General features: G+C 64.6%; 15 protein-coding genes and 1 pseudogene. 11 read left to right on the top strand and 5 right to left on the bottom strand.

Features of this window, described 5'->3' with window-relative positions; all coding sequences use genetic code 11:
* Position 1: 1 nt before the first annotated feature.
* Complete coding sequence (locus ACNFCI_RS08120; protein WP_084855129.1) at positions 2–316, bottom strand: DUF883 family protein; 315 nt, start codon at positions 314–316, stop codon at positions 2–4.
* A gap of 301 nt (positions 317–617) precedes the next feature.
* Between ACNFCI_RS08120 and ACNFCI_RS08115 the strand changes: the two genes are divergently transcribed.
* The 5 genes from ACNFCI_RS08115 to ACNFCI_RS08095 all read left to right on the top strand — a co-directional run bounded on the left by ACNFCI_RS08115 (position 618) and on the right by ACNFCI_RS08095 (position 3,964).
* The gene (locus tag ACNFCI_RS08115) at positions 618–1,826 is read left to right on the top strand and encodes an ammonium transporter (RefSeq protein WP_368829226.1); all 1,209 of its coding nucleotides are present in this window, start codon (positions 618–620) and stop codon (positions 1,824–1,826) included.
* Positions 1,827–1,898: 72 nt separating this feature from the next.
* Positions 1,899–2,135: a glutaredoxin family protein gene (locus tag ACNFCI_RS08110; protein WP_084855131.1), complete on the top strand. Its 237-nt coding sequence runs from the start codon at positions 1,899–1,901 to the stop codon at positions 2,133–2,135.
* An 89-nt stretch (positions 2,136–2,224) separates the two neighbouring features.
* Positions 2,225–2,656 (top strand): D-Ala-D-Ala carboxypeptidase family metallohydrolase, encoded by a 432-nt coding sequence (locus ACNFCI_RS08105; protein ID WP_084855132.1) that lies wholly within the window; start codon positions 2,225–2,227, stop codon positions 2,654–2,656.
* Positions 2,657–2,720: 64 nt separating this feature from the next.
* Positions 2,721–3,029: a transcriptional regulator gene (locus tag ACNFCI_RS08100; RefSeq protein ID WP_084855133.1), complete on the top strand. Its 309-nt coding sequence runs from the start codon at positions 2,721–2,723 to the stop codon at positions 3,027–3,029.
* Between the two features lie 50 nt (positions 3,030–3,079).
* Entirely contained in the window at positions 3,080–3,964 is an 885-nt protein-coding gene (locus ACNFCI_RS08095) for a pseudouridine synthase (protein ID WP_084855134.1), read from the top strand.
* 348 nt (positions 3,965–4,312) lie between these two features.
* On the opposite strand, the gene ACNFCI_RS08090 is transcribed toward ACNFCI_RS08095, so the two are convergent.
* The 3 genes from ACNFCI_RS08090 to acnA form a co-directional block, all read right to left on the bottom strand.
* Positions 4,313–5,878 carry a methyl-accepting chemotaxis protein gene (locus ACNFCI_RS08090; RefSeq protein WP_368829521.1) on the bottom strand — a complete coding sequence of 522 codons (1,566 nt, stop codon included), beginning with the start codon at positions 5,876–5,878 and terminating at the stop codon, positions 4,313–4,315.
* A 63-nt stretch (positions 5,879–5,941) separates the two neighbouring features.
* The gene (locus ACNFCI_RS08085) at positions 5,942–6,727 is read right to left on the bottom strand and encodes a type II CAAX prenyl endopeptidase Rce1 family protein (RefSeq protein WP_368829520.1); all 786 of its coding nucleotides are present in this window, start codon (positions 6,725–6,727) and stop codon (positions 5,942–5,944) included.
* Between the two features lie 276 nt (positions 6,728–7,003).
* On the bottom strand, positions 7,004–9,745 hold the full coding sequence (acnA, locus tag ACNFCI_RS08080) for an aconitate hydratase AcnA (protein WP_368829519.1): 2,742 nt from the start codon (positions 9,743–9,745) through the stop codon (positions 7,004–7,006).
* Positions 9,746–9,985: 240 nt separating this feature from the next.
* Between acnA and rlmM the strand changes: the two genes are divergently transcribed.
* From rlmM to pdxB, 3 genes are all read left to right on the top strand, one after another.
* On the top strand, positions 9,986–11,050 hold the full coding sequence (rlmM, locus tag ACNFCI_RS08075) for a 23S rRNA (cytidine(2498)-2'-O)-methyltransferase RlmM (protein WP_368829518.1): 1,065 nt from the start codon (positions 9,986–9,988) through the stop codon (positions 11,048–11,050).
* Positions 11,051–11,227: 177 nt separating this feature from the next.
* Positions 11,228–11,470 carry a sulfurtransferase TusA gene (gene tusA / locus ACNFCI_RS08070; RefSeq protein ID WP_084859038.1) on the top strand — a complete coding sequence of 81 codons (243 nt, stop codon included), beginning with the start codon at positions 11,228–11,230 and terminating at the stop codon, positions 11,468–11,470.
* Between the two features lie 59 nt (positions 11,471–11,529).
* Positions 11,530–12,672, top strand: a complete 1,143-nt coding sequence (gene pdxB, locus ACNFCI_RS08065) for a 4-phosphoerythronate dehydrogenase PdxB (protein ID WP_368829517.1) — start codon at positions 11,530–11,532, stop codon at positions 12,670–12,672.
* A 137-nt stretch (positions 12,673–12,809) separates the two neighbouring features.
* Here pdxB and ACNFCI_RS08060 read toward each other — a convergent pair whose 3' ends face one another.
* The gene (locus tag ACNFCI_RS08060) at positions 12,810–12,983 is read right to left on the bottom strand and encodes a PA1571 family protein (RefSeq protein ID WP_196145475.1); all 174 of its coding nucleotides are present in this window, start codon (positions 12,981–12,983) and stop codon (positions 12,810–12,812) included.
* 264 nt (positions 12,984–13,247) lie between these two features.
* Here ACNFCI_RS08060 and ACNFCI_RS08055 point away from each other — a divergent pair, with 264 nt between their 5' ends.
* The 3 genes and pseudogenes from ACNFCI_RS08055 (at position 13,248) to ACNFCI_RS08045 (ending at position 16,819) form a co-directional block, all read left to right on the top strand.
* Entirely contained in the window at positions 13,248–15,011 is a 1,764-nt protein-coding gene (locus tag ACNFCI_RS08055) for an ABC transporter transmembrane domain-containing protein (protein ID WP_084859040.1), read from the top strand.
* Between the two features lie 191 nt (positions 15,012–15,202).
* A pseudogene (locus tag ACNFCI_RS08050) lies at positions 15,203–15,886 on the top strand (methyl-accepting chemotaxis protein); the annotation flags it as partial.
* A 165-nt stretch (positions 15,887–16,051) separates the two neighbouring features.
* On the top strand, positions 16,052–16,819 hold the full coding sequence (locus ACNFCI_RS08045) for a methyl-accepting chemotaxis protein (RefSeq protein WP_416767816.1): 768 nt from the start codon (positions 16,052–16,054) through the stop codon (positions 16,817–16,819).
* Positions 16,820–16,899 lie beyond the last annotated feature (80 nt).

Genomic DNA, 16,899 nt, shown 5'->3' with positions numbered 1-16,899 from the left:
CTTAACGTCGATTGGCCAGCAGGCCGATGAGCAGGCCGACGCCGGCGGCAATGCCAATGGCTTGCCAGGGGTTTTCCTGGACGTACTGTTCGGCGGTGCCAAGTGCCGCCTGACCGCGTTCGCGGACCGAATCCTGGGTCAGTTGCAGGGTCTCGCGGGCCTGGGTCAGGCGTTCGTGCAGCTGTTCGCGAAGGGCATCGGCCTGGTCGCCTGCAAGGTTGGCGGTGTCGGCGAGCAATTTCTCGGTGTCGCGCACCAAGGCCTGGAAGTCAGCCATCAATAGCTCTTGAGCAGTCTTTGCCGATTTATTGGCCATGCGATCTCTCCCTGTGAAATGTGTGTGGCTATTTCGAGTGATGGGCGAAGCGGAAGGTTCAGTGCGGTTGCTGGTATGGCCCTTGCTATCAGCAGGGGCGTGACCATCAGGTTGCGCGCGCCGAATACGTGCACCTGGCTGGCCGATACCGATAAACCTTAACCCAATCCACGACAAACCCAAGAAAAAACCACGCAGGTCCCGCCCCATTCACCGAAACAGGGCAGAGGCCTGGCACCGAATCGGTGCACGGATGCGGACTCTTGAACTGTCCTGGTGCTTTTTTCAGGTCTGCCTACTCATGGAAAACATGCACAGCGCGATGGACTCTCTCGTTCATGGCTCCAATACCTTGTTCATCCTCATGGGCGCCATCCTGGTGCTGGCCATGCACGCCGGCTTCGCCTTCCTCGAGGTGGGTACCGTGCGGCACAAGAACCAGGTCAACGCCTTGTCGAAGATCCTCAGTGATTTCGCTATCTCGGCCCTGGTGTACTTCTTCGTCGGCTACTGGGTGGCCTATGGTGTCAACTTCGTCCAGCCGGCCAGCGAACTCGCCACCGACCATGGCTATGCCCTGGTCAAGTGCTTCTTCCTGCTGACCTTTGCCGCGGCGATCCCGGCGATCATTTCCGGTGGCATTGCCGAGCGCGCCCGTTTCGTGCCGCAGCTATGCGCCACGGCCTTGATCGTGGCGTTGGTCTACCCCTTCTTCGAAGGCTTGGTATGGAATGGCAACTTCGGGGCGCAAGCCTGGTTGCAGGCCCGTTTTGGCGCTCCGTTCCATGATTTCGCAGGTTCGGTGGTGGTGCATGCCATGGGGGGGTGGCTGGCACTGGCAGCGGTATTGCTGCTGGGCGCGCGCCGTGGGCGTTATCGCGAGGGTCGGCTGGTGGCGTTCGCGCCGTCGAGCATTCCATTCCTGGCGTTGGGTTCGTGGATTCTCATCATCGGCTGGTTCGGCTTCAACGTCATGAGCGCCCAGACCTTGCAGGGTGTCAGTGGCCTGGTGGCGATCAACTCGTTGATGGCCATGGTCGGCGGTACGCTGGCCGCCTTGCTGGCCGGGCGCAACGACCCAGGTTTCCTGCACAACGGGCCGCTGGCCGGGCTGGTGGCCATTTGTGCCGGCTCCGATCTCATGCACCCGATCGGCGCCCTGGCAACCGGCCTGGTGGCGGGTGCGATGTTCGTCTGGTGCTTCACCGCTGCGCAGAACCGCTGGAAGATCGATGATGTGCTGGGCGTGTGGCCACTGCACGGGTTGTGTGGTGTCTGGGGCGGCATTGCCTGCGGCCTGTTCGGGCAGACCCTGCTGGGCGGAATGGGGGGTGTCAGCTTGGCCAGCCAAGTGCTTGGCAGCCTGGCGGGCGTGCTGGTGGCGTTGACCGGCGGTTTTGCCGTGTATGGCCTGATCAAGGCGGTGCATGGGCTGCGCCTGAGTCATGAGCAGGAGTTCCAGGGCGCTGACCTGTCGCTGCATCGTATCGGGGCGACCAGCCAGGACTGACCCACCACAGGTGCACGTGGCAGGGGATGGACCTAGAATAAGACTCCTTCTCCACAGACCTGGGGCCTGGCCATGTTGCCTGAATGCCAACTGTTCGGCACCGTTGGGTGTCATTTGTGCGAAGTCGCCGAGGCCGTGCTGATGCCTTTTGTCGAGCATGGTCTGCTGGTTGAACTGGTCGATATCGCCGACAGTGAGGCCTTGTTCGAGCGCTATGGGTTGAGCATCCCGGTGTTGCGCCGTTGCGACACCGGGGCTGAACTGGGTTGGCCGTTCGATGCCGAGCAGGTGGTGGCATTCTTGGGGTAAGAAATGCTCGGGCAGGAGTCATCTCCATCCTGCATCCAACAGGGCGTGGATCGAAAATTCGGGTCCGATCCAAACCCTGGAGTACCGTGATGTTCATTACCCCCCATTTCACCCTCGCAGAAATGACCGTCTCGCAAGTCGCCGCGCGTGAAGGCCTGAGCAACGAACCGGGCCCGCAGGCCTTGGCCAATCTTGACCTGCTGTGCCAGGCATTGGAGGGGGTGCGTGAGTTGTGTCATGCCCCTATTCTCATCAGCAGTGGGTTTCGCAGCCCCGCCGTCAATCAGCGGGTGGGCGGCGCTCGCAACAGTGCCCACCTTTCCGGGCTGGCCGCCGATTTCAATGTGGTGGAAATCGAGCCTCGGGAAGTGGTTCAGCGCATCCTCGACAGCGACCTGATGTTCGACCAATTGATCCTGGAGTATGACAGCTGGGTCCATCTTGCCGTGGCGGTACAGACGCCGCGACGGGAGGTGCTGACCGTTCGCCGTGGCAGCGGTTACCTCCAGGGGTTGCATTGACGCGATTGACGCAGGCGCTGTTGCGTCCGTATGCTGTATATAAATACAGTATCAGGGATGCCACATGCTCAATGTCGAGCAATTGAAGTACAGCGTCAATCGCATGCCGCCGGAGCGCGTGTGCGAAGCCGTGCTGGAGCTGCGACTCGAAGGCCTGGTGACCGACGACCGGACACCCTTCGGCAAGGTCCATTTCAACACCTGCTTTGCCGAAATCGAGGCGCTGTTCCAGCGCGCCGGCTACCACCGCCCCCTGGATGTGGTGGGGTACCAAGGGCTGGTCTATGCCCTGTTCGATCCTGGTCGTTGGGAGGCCGTGCAGGTGTTGCGCTGGTTGAAGGAGCGCAGTGAGTTGACCGGCCAGGCTGGTTGAGCCAGCGGGCATGACGGATAATGCCCGCCTTTGAATGCCCGAGCCTTGCCATGACCGCACCTTTCGACCCCGCCCGCCAGCAAGCCAGTACCGTATGCCTGCCCCCTGGCCGTTGGACGACCGTGCTCGATTGCCTGAGCGATCACTTCAAGGGTATCGGCCGCGAGCAGTGGCTCGACCGTTTTACCCGTGGGCGGGTGCTGGACGCCGAGGGGCGAGCGATCCCGGCGGACCTGCCCTACCGCCAGGGCATGCGCCTGCATTACTTTCGCGAAGTGCCCAATGAAAAGCCGATCCCCGTGCAAGAGGCGATTCTGCACGTCGATGAACACTTGGTGGTGGCGGACAAGCCGCATTTCCTTCCCGTCACGCCCACCGGGGAGTATGTCGAGCAGACCTTGCTGCGCCGCCTGATCCGCCGTCTGGACAACCCACACCTGGTGCCATTGCATCGAATAGACCGCCACACCGCAGGGCTGGTGCTGTTCTCGGCGAACCCGCAAAGTCGCGGGGCCTACCAGCGGCTGTTTCCCGAGCGGCGCATCGACAAACGCTACCAGGCGATCGCGGCAGCGCTGCCTGGGCGAGAGTTCCCGTTGGTGCACCGCAGCCGTCTGGTGCATGGCGAGCCCTTCTTTCGCATGCACGAAGTGGAAGGCGTGGCGAACAGCGAAACCCTGGCCGAGGTGCTGGAGAAGAACGGCGAATTATGGCGGTATGGCCTGTCGCCGGTGACCGGTAAGACGCACCAGTTGCGGGTGCATATGGCGGCGCTGGGCGCAGCTATCTGCAACGACCCGTTCTATCCGCAGCTGACCAACGAAGAGGACGACTACCAGCGGCCCTTGAAACTGTTGGCGCAGAGCTTGCGGTTCGAAGACCCCTTGACCGGGCAGGCGCGTTATTTCGAGAGCCGGTTGGCACTTGATTGGTGATTGACGGCTTGGTGTGAGGCCGGCCGATCGGCGTTTGCGCCGCGCTCAAGACTTGCGAAATCACTGTGGGAGATTACCCAGCCTTTCGGGCTGCGCTGTCGCGCAGAGAACAAGCGGCCGATGCTTGCCCCTGTGGGAGCGGCGGTGCGGCGGTCCGACTTGTCCCGCGATCAAGGGCGAAGCCCTTGCCAGGCGGCGGTGATATCGGGCCCGGCCTAATCGCGGGACAAGTCGGACCGCCGCACCGCCGCTCCCACAGGGTGCCGCAAATCAAATGGTCATGCGTTGTTCTATGAGAGCCGGCTTGCCGGCGATGGGCTGCGAAGCAGCCCTGCGTCAGGCCAAGCCTCAGCGGTTGAACCGCTCCACCAGCGAATACTGGCTGCCGGCCGTGCTGGTCAGTTCCTCGCTCAGCAATGCCGAACGCTGCGCCTGTTCGGCCGTCTGGTCCGCCAGGTCGGCGATGGTGCTGATGTTGCGGCTGATCTCGTCGGCCACGGCGGTCTGTTCTTCGGTCGCGGCGGCGATCTGGGTGGCCATGTCGGTGATATTGGCTACCGCTTCGCTGATGCCTACCAGTGCCTGGTCGGCTTCCATGACGCGCTCCACGCCCTCCTGGGCCTGGCGATGGCCATTTTCCATGGTCTGTACCGCATTGCTGGCGGTCTGCTGCAGCTTGGCGATCAGACCGTGGATCTGCCCGGTAGATTCGGCGGTGCGCTGGGCCAACTGACGAACCTCATCGGCCACTACCGCGAAGCCACGTCCCATCTCTCCCGCCCGGGCGGCCTCGATGGCTGCGTTCAGCGCCAGCAGGTTGGTCTGGTCGGCAATGCCCTTGATCACATCGACCACGCCACCGATCTCGTCGCTGTCCTTGGCCAGCTGGGTGACGGTCTGCCCGGTTTCGCCAACGGCAACCGACAGGCGCTCGATGGCTTCACGGGTTTCCCCGGCGATCTGACGGCCCTGGCTGGTCAGACGGTTGGCTTGCTGGGTGGCGTCGGCGGTGCGCTGTACGTGGTTGGCCACTTCCTGGGTGGTGGCGGCCATTTGGTTGACCGCAGCGGCCACCTGTTCGGTTTCCACGCGCTGACGCTCGAGCCCGGTGGAGCTCTGGTGGGCCAACGCATCGGACTGGCGAGCCTGGTCGCTCAGGTGTTCGGCGCTGTCCTGCAGGCGCGTCAGGCACGTCTTCATGCGTGCATCCTGGCTGAGCATGGCCATTTCCAGGCGTGCCTGGACGCCGCGGCTGTCGGTGTACATCTGCGCGATCAACGGGTCGGACGTGGTCTGCTCGGCCAAGCGCAACAAGCGCTTGAGCCCACGCTGTTGCCAACCCAGGCCAAGCAGGCCGAGCGGCACCGAGAGGCCCGCCGCCAGGGCGAAGCCCCAGGAGTGGCCAAGCCAGTTGCCGATGCAGAAGCCGATCTGGCTGATCAGGATGAACGGCAGCCAGTCCTGCAGCACCGGCAGCCACTTATCGCGCCGAGGGATTGCTGGCTTGCCCTGGTTGATGCGCTGGTACAGCGCCTCGGCCCGGCGGATCTGCTCGGCCGTGGGCTTGACCCGCACCGACTCGTAGCCGACCACCTGGTTTTGTTCGAACACAGGCGTGACGTAGGCATTGACCCAATAATGGTCGCCGGACTTGCAGCGGTTCTTGACGATGCCCATCCAGGGCAGGCCCTGCTTGAGGGTCTGCCACATATGGGCGAACACCGCCGATGGCACATCGGGATGACGCACCAGGTTATGGGGCGCGCCCGTGAGTTCCTCGCGGGAAAAGCCACTGATGTCGATGAAGGCATCGTTGCAGTAGGTGATCACGCCCTTGGCGTTGGTGGTGGAGATCAACCGCTGCTCGGCAGGAAACGTCCGTTCTCTCTGGGTAATGGGCTGGTTATTACGCATGGGGCTCAATCCGCAAGGCTTTGGACTGGTATCGGCATGTCCGGACTTTTATTGAGTGTTTATTTAATGGATTGGATAGGGCGATAGCATCGGATAGGTGAAGCCCGCGAAATGCGCCAGGTTCAGGCCGAAGTGACACAGCGTGGCGGCGAGCAAGCCGCCATGGCGATAGGCCAGGCCATAGCCGAAGCCGGCGAGGCTGGCGAGGCAGACCCATTGCCAGCCGCCCCCCAGATGCGCCAGGCCGAACAACAGTGCGGCAGCGAGCAAGGCCAAGTGGTCATGGCCGAACAGGCGTTGCAGGCCGCCCTGAATGTAGCCGCGGAACAACAGTTCTTCTGTAAGGCTTACCAGCAGCAGATTGTTCAACAGCCAGATCCAGGCCTGGTCCGGCCATTTCGGTGCCCAGGCCACCAGCCCTGCAGCCCAGGCCCCGCCCAGGCAGACGAGCACGGTAGCGGGCAACGTCAGTGCCAGGCTCGGCGCCCAGGCACGGCCGCGCCAGGCCAGGGCCCAGGGACAGGCCAGCAGTAGCCAGAAGCCGATCAGGGGTTTGTCCAGGTTCAGGTACATGGAAAAGGGCAGGGCGCCGGGGCTGAAGACTGCCTTGTCGATCACCTTGGCGCTATGGAAGCCGGGGAGCCAATGCAGGGCGAGGGCGATGGCCAGGGCAATGAACGAGGCGTGGCCAAGGACCTGTTGCCAGCGTACTTGGCGTCGGACCAGCAGGTAGGCGCCGAGCAGGGCGATGAAGGTGGGCAGGCTGGCCGGGCCGAGGCTGCCGTAAGCCAAGGCCAGGAGGTAGCCGAAGCCGAGCAGGAGCAGGGCGCTGCTGTGAGGGAGGGGCATGGGAAATCCTTGTCGAGGTGAGGCAGGTAAGGGTACGACTCACCGAATGTCGTCCAGGACACGTCATCGAGGGGCTGCCAATCGCGGCACAAGGCCCACAGTGATTTTCGCAGCGGCGCAATCTCGGTGGGAGGTTACCCAGCCCTTCGGGCTGCGCTGTCGCGCAGAGAACAAGCGGCCAATGCTGCCCCTGTGGGAGCGGGTTTAACGGCCGCTTTGCGGCTCATCGCAGGCTCCGCCAGCTCCCATGAAGCAAGCAGAGCCCGGGTCATGGGTTCATGTTGCGATCAATTGCCGCAACACGTAGTGGAGGATGCCTCCCGCCTTGAAGTACTCCACTTCATTGAGCGTGTCGATCCGGCATAGCACTTCGATCTGTTGCTGTTGGCCATCCTCGCGGGTGATGCGCAGCGGCAGGGTCATGCCGGGGTGGACCTGCGCGTCGGTCAAGCCCAGCACGTCGATGCGCTCGGTGCCGGTCAGACCCAGGACCTTGCGGTCTTCGCCGGCCCTGAACTGCAACGGCAGCACGCCCATCCCCACCAGGTTGGAGCGGTGGATACGCTCGAAACTTTCGGCCAGCACCGCCTTGACCCCCAGCAGGTTGGTACCCTTGGCCGCCCAGTCGCGGCTGGAGCCGGTGCCATACTCCTGGCCGGCGATCACCACCAGTGGCGTGCCTTCCGCCTGGTAGCGCATGGCCGCGTCATAGATCGACAGCTTCTCGCCGCTGGGCACGTGCACGGTATTGCCGCCTTCCTCGCCCCGCAGCATTTCGTTGCGGATGCGGATGTTGGCGAAGGTGCCGCGCATCATGACCTCATGGTTGCCGCGTCGCGAACCATAGGAATTGAAGTCGCGTGGTTCCACACCCTTGCTGCGCAGGTAGCGCCCGGCCGGGCTCTCGGCCTTGATGTTGCCGGCCGGGGAGATGTGGTCGGTGGTCACCGAATCGCCGAGCAGGGCGAGTATGCGCGCGCCCTGGATATCGCGGATCTGTGGCAGTGGGCCACCGATGTCGTCGAAGAACGGCGGGTGCTGGATATAGGTGGAGTCGGCCTGCCAGACATAGGTGGCTGCCTGGGGCACTTCGATGGCTTGCCACTGCGCGTCGCCGGCGAAGACTTCGGCGTATTCCTTGTGGAACATGGCCGTGTCGACCTTGGCCACGGCATCGGCGATCTCTTGCTGGCTGGGCCAGATGTCGCGCAGGTAGACCGGCTGGCCATCCTTGCCGGTGCCCAGAGGGTCGCGGGTCAGGTCGGTGCGTACGCTGCCGGCCAAGGCATAGGCGACCACCAGGGGAGGCGAGGCCAACCAGTTGGTTTTCACCAGCGGGTGGACGCGACCTTCGAAGTTGCGGTTGCCCGAGAGCACCGAGGCCACGGTCAGCTCCGCCGAGCTGATGGCATGCTCGATGGCGTCGTCCAGCGGGCCGGAGTTGCCGATGCAGGTAGTGCAGCCGTAGCCGACCAGGTCGAAGCCGAGCTGGTCGAGGTAGGGGGTAAGGCCGGCGGCCTTGAAGTAGTCGGTGACCACCTTGGAGCCAGGCGCCAGGGAGCTTTTCACCCAGGGTTTGCGGGTAAGTCCCTTTTCGATGGCCTTCTTGGCCACCAAGCCTGCCGCCATCATCACGCTCGGGTTGGAGGTGTTGGTGCAGGAGGTGATCGCCGCGATCACCACGGCGCCGTCGCGCAGGGTGTGCGTCTGGCCCTCGTGAGTGTAGTCGATCTCGCCGGCCTGGTCGGCATTGCCGACCGCCACGCCGCCGCCACCTTCGCTTTCCAGGCGACCGACTTCTTTGGCCAGGGGCTTGGGCTGCAACTCGATGAAATGGTCGAAGGCCTGGCTGACCTGGGACAGTGCGACTCGGTCCTGGGGCCGTTTGGGCCCGGCCAGGCTCGCTTCGACGTCGTGCATGTCCAGCGACAGGGTGTCGCTGAACGCCGGTTCATGCCCAGGCAGACGCCACAGCCCCTGTTCCTTGCAATAGGCTTCCACCAGTTGCACGGTGGCCTCCGGCCGCCCGGACAGGCGCAGGTAGTCCAAGGTCACCTGGTCGACCGGGAAGAACCCGCAGGTGGCGCCGTATTCGGGTGCCATGTTGGCGATGGTGGCGCGGTCGGCCAGGGGCAGGTCGGCCAGGCCGTCGCCGTAGAATTCCACGAACTTGCCCACCACGCCCTTCTTGCGCAGCATCTGGGTCACGGTCAGCACCAGGTCGGTGGCGGTGATGCCTTCACGCAACTTGCCGGTCAGCTTGAAGCCGATGACTTCGGGGATCAGCATCGACACCGGCTGGCCGAGCATCGCCGCTTCCGCCTCGATGCCGCCCACGCCCCAACCGAGCACGCCCAGGCCGTTGATCATGGTGGTGTGCGAGTCGGTACCGACCAGGGTGTCGGGGAAGGCATAGGTGCGGCCGTCCTCTTCGCGGGTCCAGACCGTGCGGCCGAGGTATTCCAGGTTGACCTGGTGGCAGATCCCGGTGCCCGGCGGTACCACACGGAAGTTGTCGAACGCGCTTTGGCCCCAGCGCAGGAAGGCGTAGCGTTCACCATTGCGCTGCATCTCGATGTCGACGTTCTGGGCGAAGGCGGCGGGGCTGGCGTAGCGGTCGACCATCACCGAGTGGTCGATTACCAGGTCCACCGGAGAAAGCGGGTTGATCCGCTGCGGATCGCCGCCGGCCTTGGCCATGGCCGCGCGCATGGCGGCCAGGTCGACCACGGCGGGCACGCCGGTGAAGTCCTGCATCAGCACCCGCGCCGGGCGGTACTGGATTTCCCGGTCCGAGTGGCGTTCACCGAGCCAGTCGGCCAGGGCCTGCAGGTCATCGCCGGTGACGGTCTTGCCGTCCTCCCAGCGCAGCAGGTTCTCCAACAACACCTTGAGCGACATGGGCAGGCGCTGTAGGTCGCCCAGCTGCCGGGCGGCCTCGGCGAGGCTGAAATAGTGGTAGGTCTGCTCTGCGACCTTGAGTGTCTTGAGGCTGTTCAGGCTATCGAGCGAGGGCATTGCCAACTCCTTCTGCGCCGGTGCCCGGCAATTCCAGGCCGGTGTCACCGCTCTGTGACGGTCCGCACGGCACGGACCTGGCTGAATGCTCAGGGTAGACCGGTTTGCCGACCCTGACTCAATTCTGGACCGGTGGGGCGTGTCGCAGGTTCCGATCTTCCTTTATCATCGCCGCCCTGCCGGCGCCTGCCTTGCGCCGGATCAAGGCTGGCGACCGATGCCAGCGAAGTGGAGTGAAAGATGGATACCCTGTTCATGCATTGCCGGCCCGGTTTCGAGGGCGAGGTCTGCGCCGAAATCAGCGAACACGCCGCCCGTCTGGGCGTTGCCGGCTACGCCAAGGGCAAGCCGCAGAGTGCCTGTGCCGAGTTCGTCTGCGCCGAACCCGACGGCGGCGAGCGGCTGATGCGTGAACTGCGCTTCGATCGGCTGATCTTCCCGCGCCAGTGGGCCCGAGGCCTGTTTATCGACTTGCCGGAAAGCGACCGTATCAGTGTCCTGCTCGAGCACCTGGCCAGCTACCCGGTGTGCAGCAGCCTGTGGCTGGAGGTGCTCGACAGCAACGAAGGCAAGGAGGTGTCGACCTTCTGCCGCAAGTTCGAAGTACCGCTGCGCAAAGCGCTGGAAAAGGCCGGGCGCCTGGTGGAGAAGGCGGGCGGGCCACGCCTGCTGCTGACATTCATCAGTGGCCGGCGGGTTTTCGTCGGCCTGGCCGAAGCCGACAATTCGGCGCTTTGGCCCATGGGCATCCCGCGTCTGAAGTTCCCACGCGAGGCGCCTAGCCGTTCGACCCTCAAGCTGGAAGAGGCCTGGCACCAGTTCATCCCGCGCGACCAATGGGATCAACGCCTGAACGATGACATGACCGGCGTCGACCTGGGGGCTTCGCCAGGCGGCTGGACCTACCAGCTGGTCAAGCGCGGGATGTTGGTGACTGCCATCGACAACGGCCCCATGGCCGAGAGCCTGATGGACACTGGTCTGGTCCAGCACCTGATGGCCGATGGGTTTACCTGGCAACCGCGGCAGACGGTGGACTGGATGGTCTGCGACATCGTCGAGAAGCCTGCGCGCACGGCGGCCTTGATCGAGACCTGGCTGGGCGAGGGGCTGTGCCGTGAGGCGGTGGTCAACCTCAAGTTGCCGATGAAGCAGCGTTATGCCGAGGTACGTCGGCTGCTCGACCGGATCGAGGCGGGCTTCAAGGCGCGCAAGATCAAGGTGTCGATCGCCTGCAAGCAGCTGTATCACGACCGTGAGGAGGTCACTTGCCACCTGCGGCGGCTGGACCTCAAACCGCGGTAACCTGCAATAGGTTTGCCGCCTGGCAAGGGCTTCGCCCTTGATCGCGGGGCAAGCCCGTTCCCACAGGGTGGTCCAATCCGTTGGGGTGGGCTTGTCCGCGATTGGCTGGCTCTGAAGGCTGCCCCCTTGGAGCCTGGCGCCCGATGCGCGACAATGCCCCATCATTTGGAGCCCCCCATGACCGAATTCACCCCTGACGCCGTCCTCGATGCCACTGGCCTGAACTGCCCGGAGCCGGTGATGATGCTGCACCAGCATGTACGTGACCTGGCCGCTGGAGGCCTGCTCAAAGTGATCGCTACCGACCCCTCGACCCGTCGCGATATCCCCAAGTTTTGCAACTTCCTCGGCCATGAACTGCTGGAGCAACAGGAGCAGGCTGGCACCTACCTGTACTGGATCCGCAAGAAGGCCGACTGAGCCCGCTGGATCGCGCCCTGCAGAGGGCCTACACTGCGTTCCCCTGAAAGGAGAGCGCCATGCTGATAGTTGCCGACGAGAATATCCCGCTGCTCGATGCCTTCTTCGCCGGGTTCGGCGAGATCCGCCGTTACCCAGGGCGCAGCATCGACGCGGCCTGCGTCAAGGACGCCGATGTACTGCTGGTGCGTTCGGTGACCCAGGTCGACCGGCGACTGCTCGAAGGCAGCCAGGTACGCTTCGTCGGTACCTGCACCATCGGCACCGACCACCTCGACCTCGACTATTTCGCCCAAGTCGGTATCCACTGGAGCAGCGCGCCGGGTTGCAACGCCCGTGGCGTGGTGGACTACGTACTGGGTAGCCTGCTGACCCTGGCCGAGCTCGATGGCGCCAGGCTGAGCGAGCGGGTGTACGGTGTGGTCGGTGCCGGGCAGGTGGGCGAGCGCCTAGTGCGCGTGCTGCGTGGCTTGGGCTGGAAGGTGCTGGTATGCGACCCACCTCGCCAGGCGCAGGAGGGCGGGGATTTCGTCAGCCTCGATACCCTACTCGAAGCCTGCGACGTGATCAGCCTGCACACCCCGTTGCAGCGCGGCGGCGAACATCCGACCTGGCATCTGCTGGGCGAGGAGCAGCTGGCACGCCTGCGGGCGGGTGCATGGCTGATCAACGCCAGCCGTGGCCCGGTAGTGGACAACAATGCGCTGCGCGAGCTGCTGCTCGATCGCGAAGACGTGCATGCGGTGCTGGATGTATGGGAAAGCGAGCCACAGGTGGACCTGGACCTGGCCGACCTGTGCACCTTGGCCACACCGCATATCGCCGGTTATAGCCTCGATGGCAAGCAGCGCGGTACGGCGCAGATCTACCAGACGTTCTGCCGCTGGCGGGGGGAGCCCGAGCAAGTGCAGCTGGCCGACCTGCTGCCGGCACCGGCGCTGGCGCAAGTCGACCTGGACGCCAGTGCCGAGCCCGCCTGGGCTCTGGCAACGCTGTGTCGCGCGGTGTACGACCCGCGTCGCGACGATGCGGATTTCCGTCGCAGCTTGAGCGAAGAGCCGGCCGAGCAGCGTGCCGCGTTCGACCTGCTGCGCAAGCACTACCCGGTGCGGCGCGAGATCGAGGGGCTGGCAGTGCGCCTGCGGGGCGAGGCGCCGCAGTTGGCGCAGGTGGTCAACGCGCTGGGCGCTGTGCTCGCCTGACGTTCCTTGGCTGCTGCTATCGCCGGCACGCCGGCTCCCACCTGTCCTGCGCTGTTTTCAGAGCCTGTGGGAGCCGGCTTGCCGGCGAAAGGCAAATAAAAACCCGGCGCAAGCGCCGGGTCGAAGTCATTCCTGGCTTACGCCTTGGGCACCTGTTTCACCCGGCTTTCCTCCAGCTCCTTGCAGGCCTGCTGGATCATCTGCTCGGTGATCGGGACCTCGCGGCCCTGGGCGTCGATGATCGAACCGCACACCTTCGGCTGCGGCTGGTGGGTAGTCTTCGGTGCTTCGCTGCTATGTTGCAAGCTCATGTCCTGTCTCCTCATCAGGTTCAAGCTCAGGATAACCCCGTTGCCGTGACTGGCCTGTGACAGCTCCCTGGCGTCGCGACAGGGATAGTCCACCAGAAAGTGTGGTAAAGCTCCAGAGGCCTGTTAGAACGAAAGCGCATAGGGACTGGTTCGTGCTTCCCATCGCTGGGCCTCGCTGTGCAAACGACGCCGGGTGGGGGCTTGCGGTTCCGCTCGAGCGGATCAGTGGTAGTGTGCAATCTCCTGGCAGTGGATGGTCTTTTCATGCCCGAACCGGTTTCTTCCCGTCAACGCCGCGCCCTGCGCCTGGCCTGGCAGTTCATTCGCCCGTATCGCAAGCAGGTGATGTTGGCCTTGTTGGCGCTGGTGGTCACCGCCGGCATCACTTTGTCGATGGGCCAGGGCATCCGCCTGTTGGTCGACCAAGGTTTCATGACCCGTTCTCCCCAGCAGTTGAACCAGACCATCGGCCTGTTCCTGCTGCTGGTGCTGGCCCTGGCGGTCGGTACGTTCAGCCGGTTCTACCTGGTCTCGTGGATTGGCGAGCGCTGCGTGGCGGATATTCGCAGGGCGGTGTTCGATCACCTGATCGGTTTGCATCCGGGGTTCTTCGAGGACAACCGCAGCTCGGAGATCCAGTCGCGGCTGACCGCCGATACCACCTTGCTGCAGTCGGTGATCGGCTCGTCGCTGTCGATGTTCCTGCGCAATGCCTTGATGGTGATCGGTGGCGTGGCATTGCTGTTCGTCACCAACCCCAAGCTGACCAGCATCGTGGTATTGGCGCTGCCGCTGGTACTGGCGCCGATCCTGCTGTTCGGTCGCAGGGTGCGCAGCCTGTCGCGCCAGAGCCAGGATCGGGTGGCCGACGTGGGTAGCTATGTGGCCGAGACTCTGGGCCAGATCAAGACCGTGCAGGCCTACAACCATCAGGCGCTGGATCGCGAGCGTTTCGCCGATACGGTGGAGGCGGCGTTCGCCGTGGCTCGGCGGCGGATTGCCCAACGCGCCTGGTTGATCACCTTGGTGATCGTGCTGGTGCTGGGGGCGGTCGGGGTGATGCTATGGGTCGGTGGCATGGACGTCATCGCCGGGCGCATTTCCGGGGGCGAACTGGCCGCTTTCGTGTTCTACAGCCTGATCGTCGGCAGTGCCTTCGGCACCCTCAGCGAGGTGATCGGCGAGCTGCAGCGTGCTGCCGGAGCGGCCGAACGCATTGCCGAACTGTTGGCGGCCCGCAGCGCGATCCTGCCACCGCTGCAGGCGAGCGCCCTGGCTGCGGGGCGGTCCCGTGGCCGCATCGAGCTGCGCGACCTGCATTTTGCCTACCCGTCGCGCCCTGGCGTGGCGGCCATCGATGGTCTGGACCTGGTCATCGAACCGGGGCAGACCGTGGCGCTGGTCGGGCCTTCGGGGGCTGGCAAATCCACGTTGTTCGACCTGTTGCTGCGGTTCTACGACCCCCAGCGTGGGCAGATCCTGCTCGATGGCCAGGCGATCACCGAGCTGGACCCAGGCGACCTGCGTCGTCAGTTTGCCCTGGTAGCCCAGAACCCGGCGCTGTTTCGCGGCACTGTCGAGGCCAATATCCGCTATGGGCGGCCCGAGGCCAGCCTGGCCGAGGTGGAGGCGGCGGCCCGCAGCGCCCATGCCCATGCGTTCATCGAACAACTGCCCCAGGGTTACCAGACCCTCCTGGGGGAGGGTGGCCTAGGGCTCTCCGGCGGCCAGCGCCAGCGTCTGGCGATCGCCCGTGCGCTGCTGCTGGATGCGCCGATCCTGTTGCTCGATGAAGCCACCAGCGCCCTCGATGCCCAGAGCGAGCACCTGATCCAGCAGGCGCTGCCGCCCCTGATGGCCGGGCGCACCACCCTGGTCATCGCCCACCGCCTGGCCACCGTACAGCATGCCGAGCGCATCGCGGTGATCGACCACGGGCGCGTGGTGGCGGTGGGCAACCACCGCCAACTGATCGAGCAAAGCCCGTTGTATTCCCGCCTGGCCGCCCTGCAGTTCAGCCCGGGCTAGACGCTTTGCGCGGCTGTAACATTTTTGTAGCAAAGGCTTGAGACTATCTCGCTCAACTGTTGCGTAAGTGCTCGACCTGGCTGCTATCGATTGATGGCAGCTTTTTTTTGGCCTGCGAACGAGGGCAAGGATGTCGTTGCGGCGCCCCTCGGCATGCCGTTTCCCTACAGCCTTGTTCCCGAGATCGACCGATGTTGCGTAAATCCCTCAGAATGCAAATCCTGGCCCTGCTCGGCGGCAGCCTGGCGGCGATGTTGCTGATCGCCCTGGTGTGCTTCCAGTTCCTGTCCTCGAGCGTGCGCGGCTACGCCGAGCTGGTTGACGGCCCGTTGCGCGATTCGCAGTTGATCGACGAGGCCAACCTGCAATTCAAGATCCAGGTGCAGGAATGGAAGAATGTGCTCTTGCGGGGTCGGCAACCTGCTGAGCTGGACAAGTACTGGCAGCAGTTCCAGGCCCGCGAGCAGCGGGTGCAGGCGTTGCTCGGGCAGTTGATCGAAAGCAGCGAAGGCGACCTGGCGCTGCGCCTGCAGCAGCTGCGGGAAAGCCATCGCCAGCTGGGCCAGGCCTATGTCAGTGGTCGCCAGGCCTTCCTGGCGGCGGGCGGCGACCCGGGAGCGGGGGATGCGGCGGTCAAAGGTGTGGACCGTGCCGCCAGCGAGCAGATGAGCGCGTTGGTCGAGCGGTTGCGTGCCGATGCCCAGGAGCGCGCCTCGTCCATCAACGCTACTGCGCAGCGTACGGTGTGGCTGGGCCTGCTGGTGATGCTGGCATCGGCGTTGCTGGTCGGCCTGTTCAGCCTGTGGCTGGTCAACCGCAGCCTGGTCGAGCCGATCCGTGGTCTGATCGACTATGTGGCGCAGCTGAGCCAAGGTCGCTTCGCCGCCCGGGTCGACAGTCGCCGGGCCGACGAGCTCGGGCGCCTGGCCCGGGCCGCCAACACCTTGCGTGATTTTCTCGCCGAGACCATCGGCCGGCTCAAGGGCAATGCCGACGATCTGGAGAATGCCAGCGGCCAGTTGCGCAGCATTGCCGGTGACATGGCACGTGGTAGCGATGACCAGTTCCAGCGTACCGATCAGGTGGCCACGGCCATGCACGAGATGTCCGCCACGGCCCAGGAGGTGGCACGCCATGCCGCCGAGGCGGCGCGGGCGGCGGACGATGCCGACCACAGCGCCCAGGCCGGCGAGCAGGTGATGCAGGCGACCATCGACATCATTGCCCGGGTCAACCATGAGATCGCGGGCACGGCCACGGTGATTCGCGACCTGGAGCATGACAGCACGCGGATCGGCAAGGTCCTGGAGGTGATTCGCGGCATCGCCGAACAGACCAACCTGCTGGCGCTCAATGCGGCCATCGAGGCGGCCCGGGCCGGTGAAGCCGGGCGTGGTTTCGCCGTGGTCGCCGACGAGGTGCGCAGCCTGGCCCTGCGCACTGCATCGTCCATCGCCGAGATCCAGCAGATCATCGAGGCGGTGCAGTCCGGTGCGCTGGAGGCGGTCAAGGCCATCGAGAACGGCCAGCGCCGCAGCGAGGAGGGCGCCGAGCAGGTGCAACAGGCCGGGCAGATGCTGCAGCGCATCACCATGGCGGTGGAGGCGATACGCGACATGAACCGACAGATCGCCACCGCCGCCGAGGAGCAGACCAGCGTCGCCGAGGACATCTCGCGCAACTTGGTCGAGATCACCCGTATCGCCACGGCCAACCAGCAGGCGGTACAGGATACCGAGCAGGCCGGGCAACGCCTGCAGGGGTTGTCCGGGCAGTTGGGTGAGGTCACGTCCCGGCTCAGTGCCTGAGAAGGCTGTTTCGCCTACCTGCGCCCCTTGCCATGCAATGCGCTGGCAGGCCCGGCGCAATCGCGGGGCCTACCCGCTGC

The organism is Pseudomonas sp. NY15356 (assembly GCF_048068175.1).
Taxonomy (GTDB): domain Bacteria; phylum Pseudomonadota; class Gammaproteobacteria; order Pseudomonadales; family Pseudomonadaceae; genus Aquipseudomonas; species Aquipseudomonas putida_K.
The sequence above is the reverse complement of the archived record's forward strand: the minus strand, read 5'-3'. Positions and strand labels throughout refer to the sequence as shown.

What these genes read in the sequence shown, in the direction of transcription:
- ACNFCI_RS08120 (WP_084855129.1), bottom strand. Translation starts at nt 316, where the DNA reads ATGGCCAATAAATCGGCAAAGACTGCTCAAGAGCTATTGATGGCTGAC.
- ACNFCI_RS08115 (WP_368829226.1), top strand. Translation starts at nt 618, where the DNA reads ATGGAAAACATGCACAGCGCGATGGACTCTCTCGTTCATGGCTCCAAT.
- ACNFCI_RS08110 (WP_084855131.1), top strand. Translation starts at nt 1,899, where the DNA reads ATGTTGCCTGAATGCCAACTGTTCGGCACCGTTGGGTGTCATTTGTGC.
- ACNFCI_RS08105 (WP_084855132.1), top strand. Translation starts at nt 2,225, where the DNA reads ATGTTCATTACCCCCCATTTCACCCTCGCAGAAATGACCGTCTCGCAA.
- ACNFCI_RS08100 (WP_084855133.1), top strand. Translation starts at nt 2,721, where the DNA reads ATGCTCAATGTCGAGCAATTGAAGTACAGCGTCAATCGCATGCCGCCG.
- ACNFCI_RS08095 (WP_084855134.1), top strand. Translation starts at nt 3,080, where the DNA reads ATGACCGCACCTTTCGACCCCGCCCGCCAGCAAGCCAGTACCGTATGC.
- ACNFCI_RS08090 (WP_368829521.1), bottom strand. Translation starts at nt 5,878, where the DNA reads ATGCGTAATAACCAGCCCATTACCCAGAGAGAACGGACGTTTCCTGCC.
- ACNFCI_RS08085 (WP_368829520.1), bottom strand. Translation starts at nt 6,727, where the DNA reads ATGCCCCTCCCTCACAGCAGCGCCCTGCTCCTGCTCGGCTTCGGCTAC.
- acnA (WP_368829519.1), bottom strand. Translation starts at nt 9,745, where the DNA reads ATGCCCTCGCTCGATAGCCTGAACAGCCTCAAGACACTCAAGGTCGCA.
- rlmM (WP_368829518.1), top strand. Translation starts at nt 9,986, where the DNA reads ATGGATACCCTGTTCATGCATTGCCGGCCCGGTTTCGAGGGCGAGGTC.
- tusA (WP_084859038.1), top strand. Translation starts at nt 11,228, where the DNA reads ATGACCGAATTCACCCCTGACGCCGTCCTCGATGCCACTGGCCTGAAC.
- pdxB (WP_368829517.1), top strand. Translation starts at nt 11,530, where the DNA reads ATGCTGATAGTTGCCGACGAGAATATCCCGCTGCTCGATGCCTTCTTC.
- ACNFCI_RS08060 (WP_196145475.1), bottom strand. Translation starts at nt 12,983, where the DNA reads ATGAGCTTGCAACATAGCAGCGAAGCACCGAAGACTACCCACCAGCCG.
- ACNFCI_RS08055 (WP_084859040.1), top strand. Translation starts at nt 13,248, where the DNA reads ATGCCCGAACCGGTTTCTTCCCGTCAACGCCGCGCCCTGCGCCTGGCC.
- ACNFCI_RS08045 (WP_416767816.1), top strand. Translation starts at nt 16,052, where the DNA reads ATGGCACGTGGTAGCGATGACCAGTTCCAGCGTACCGATCAGGTGGCC.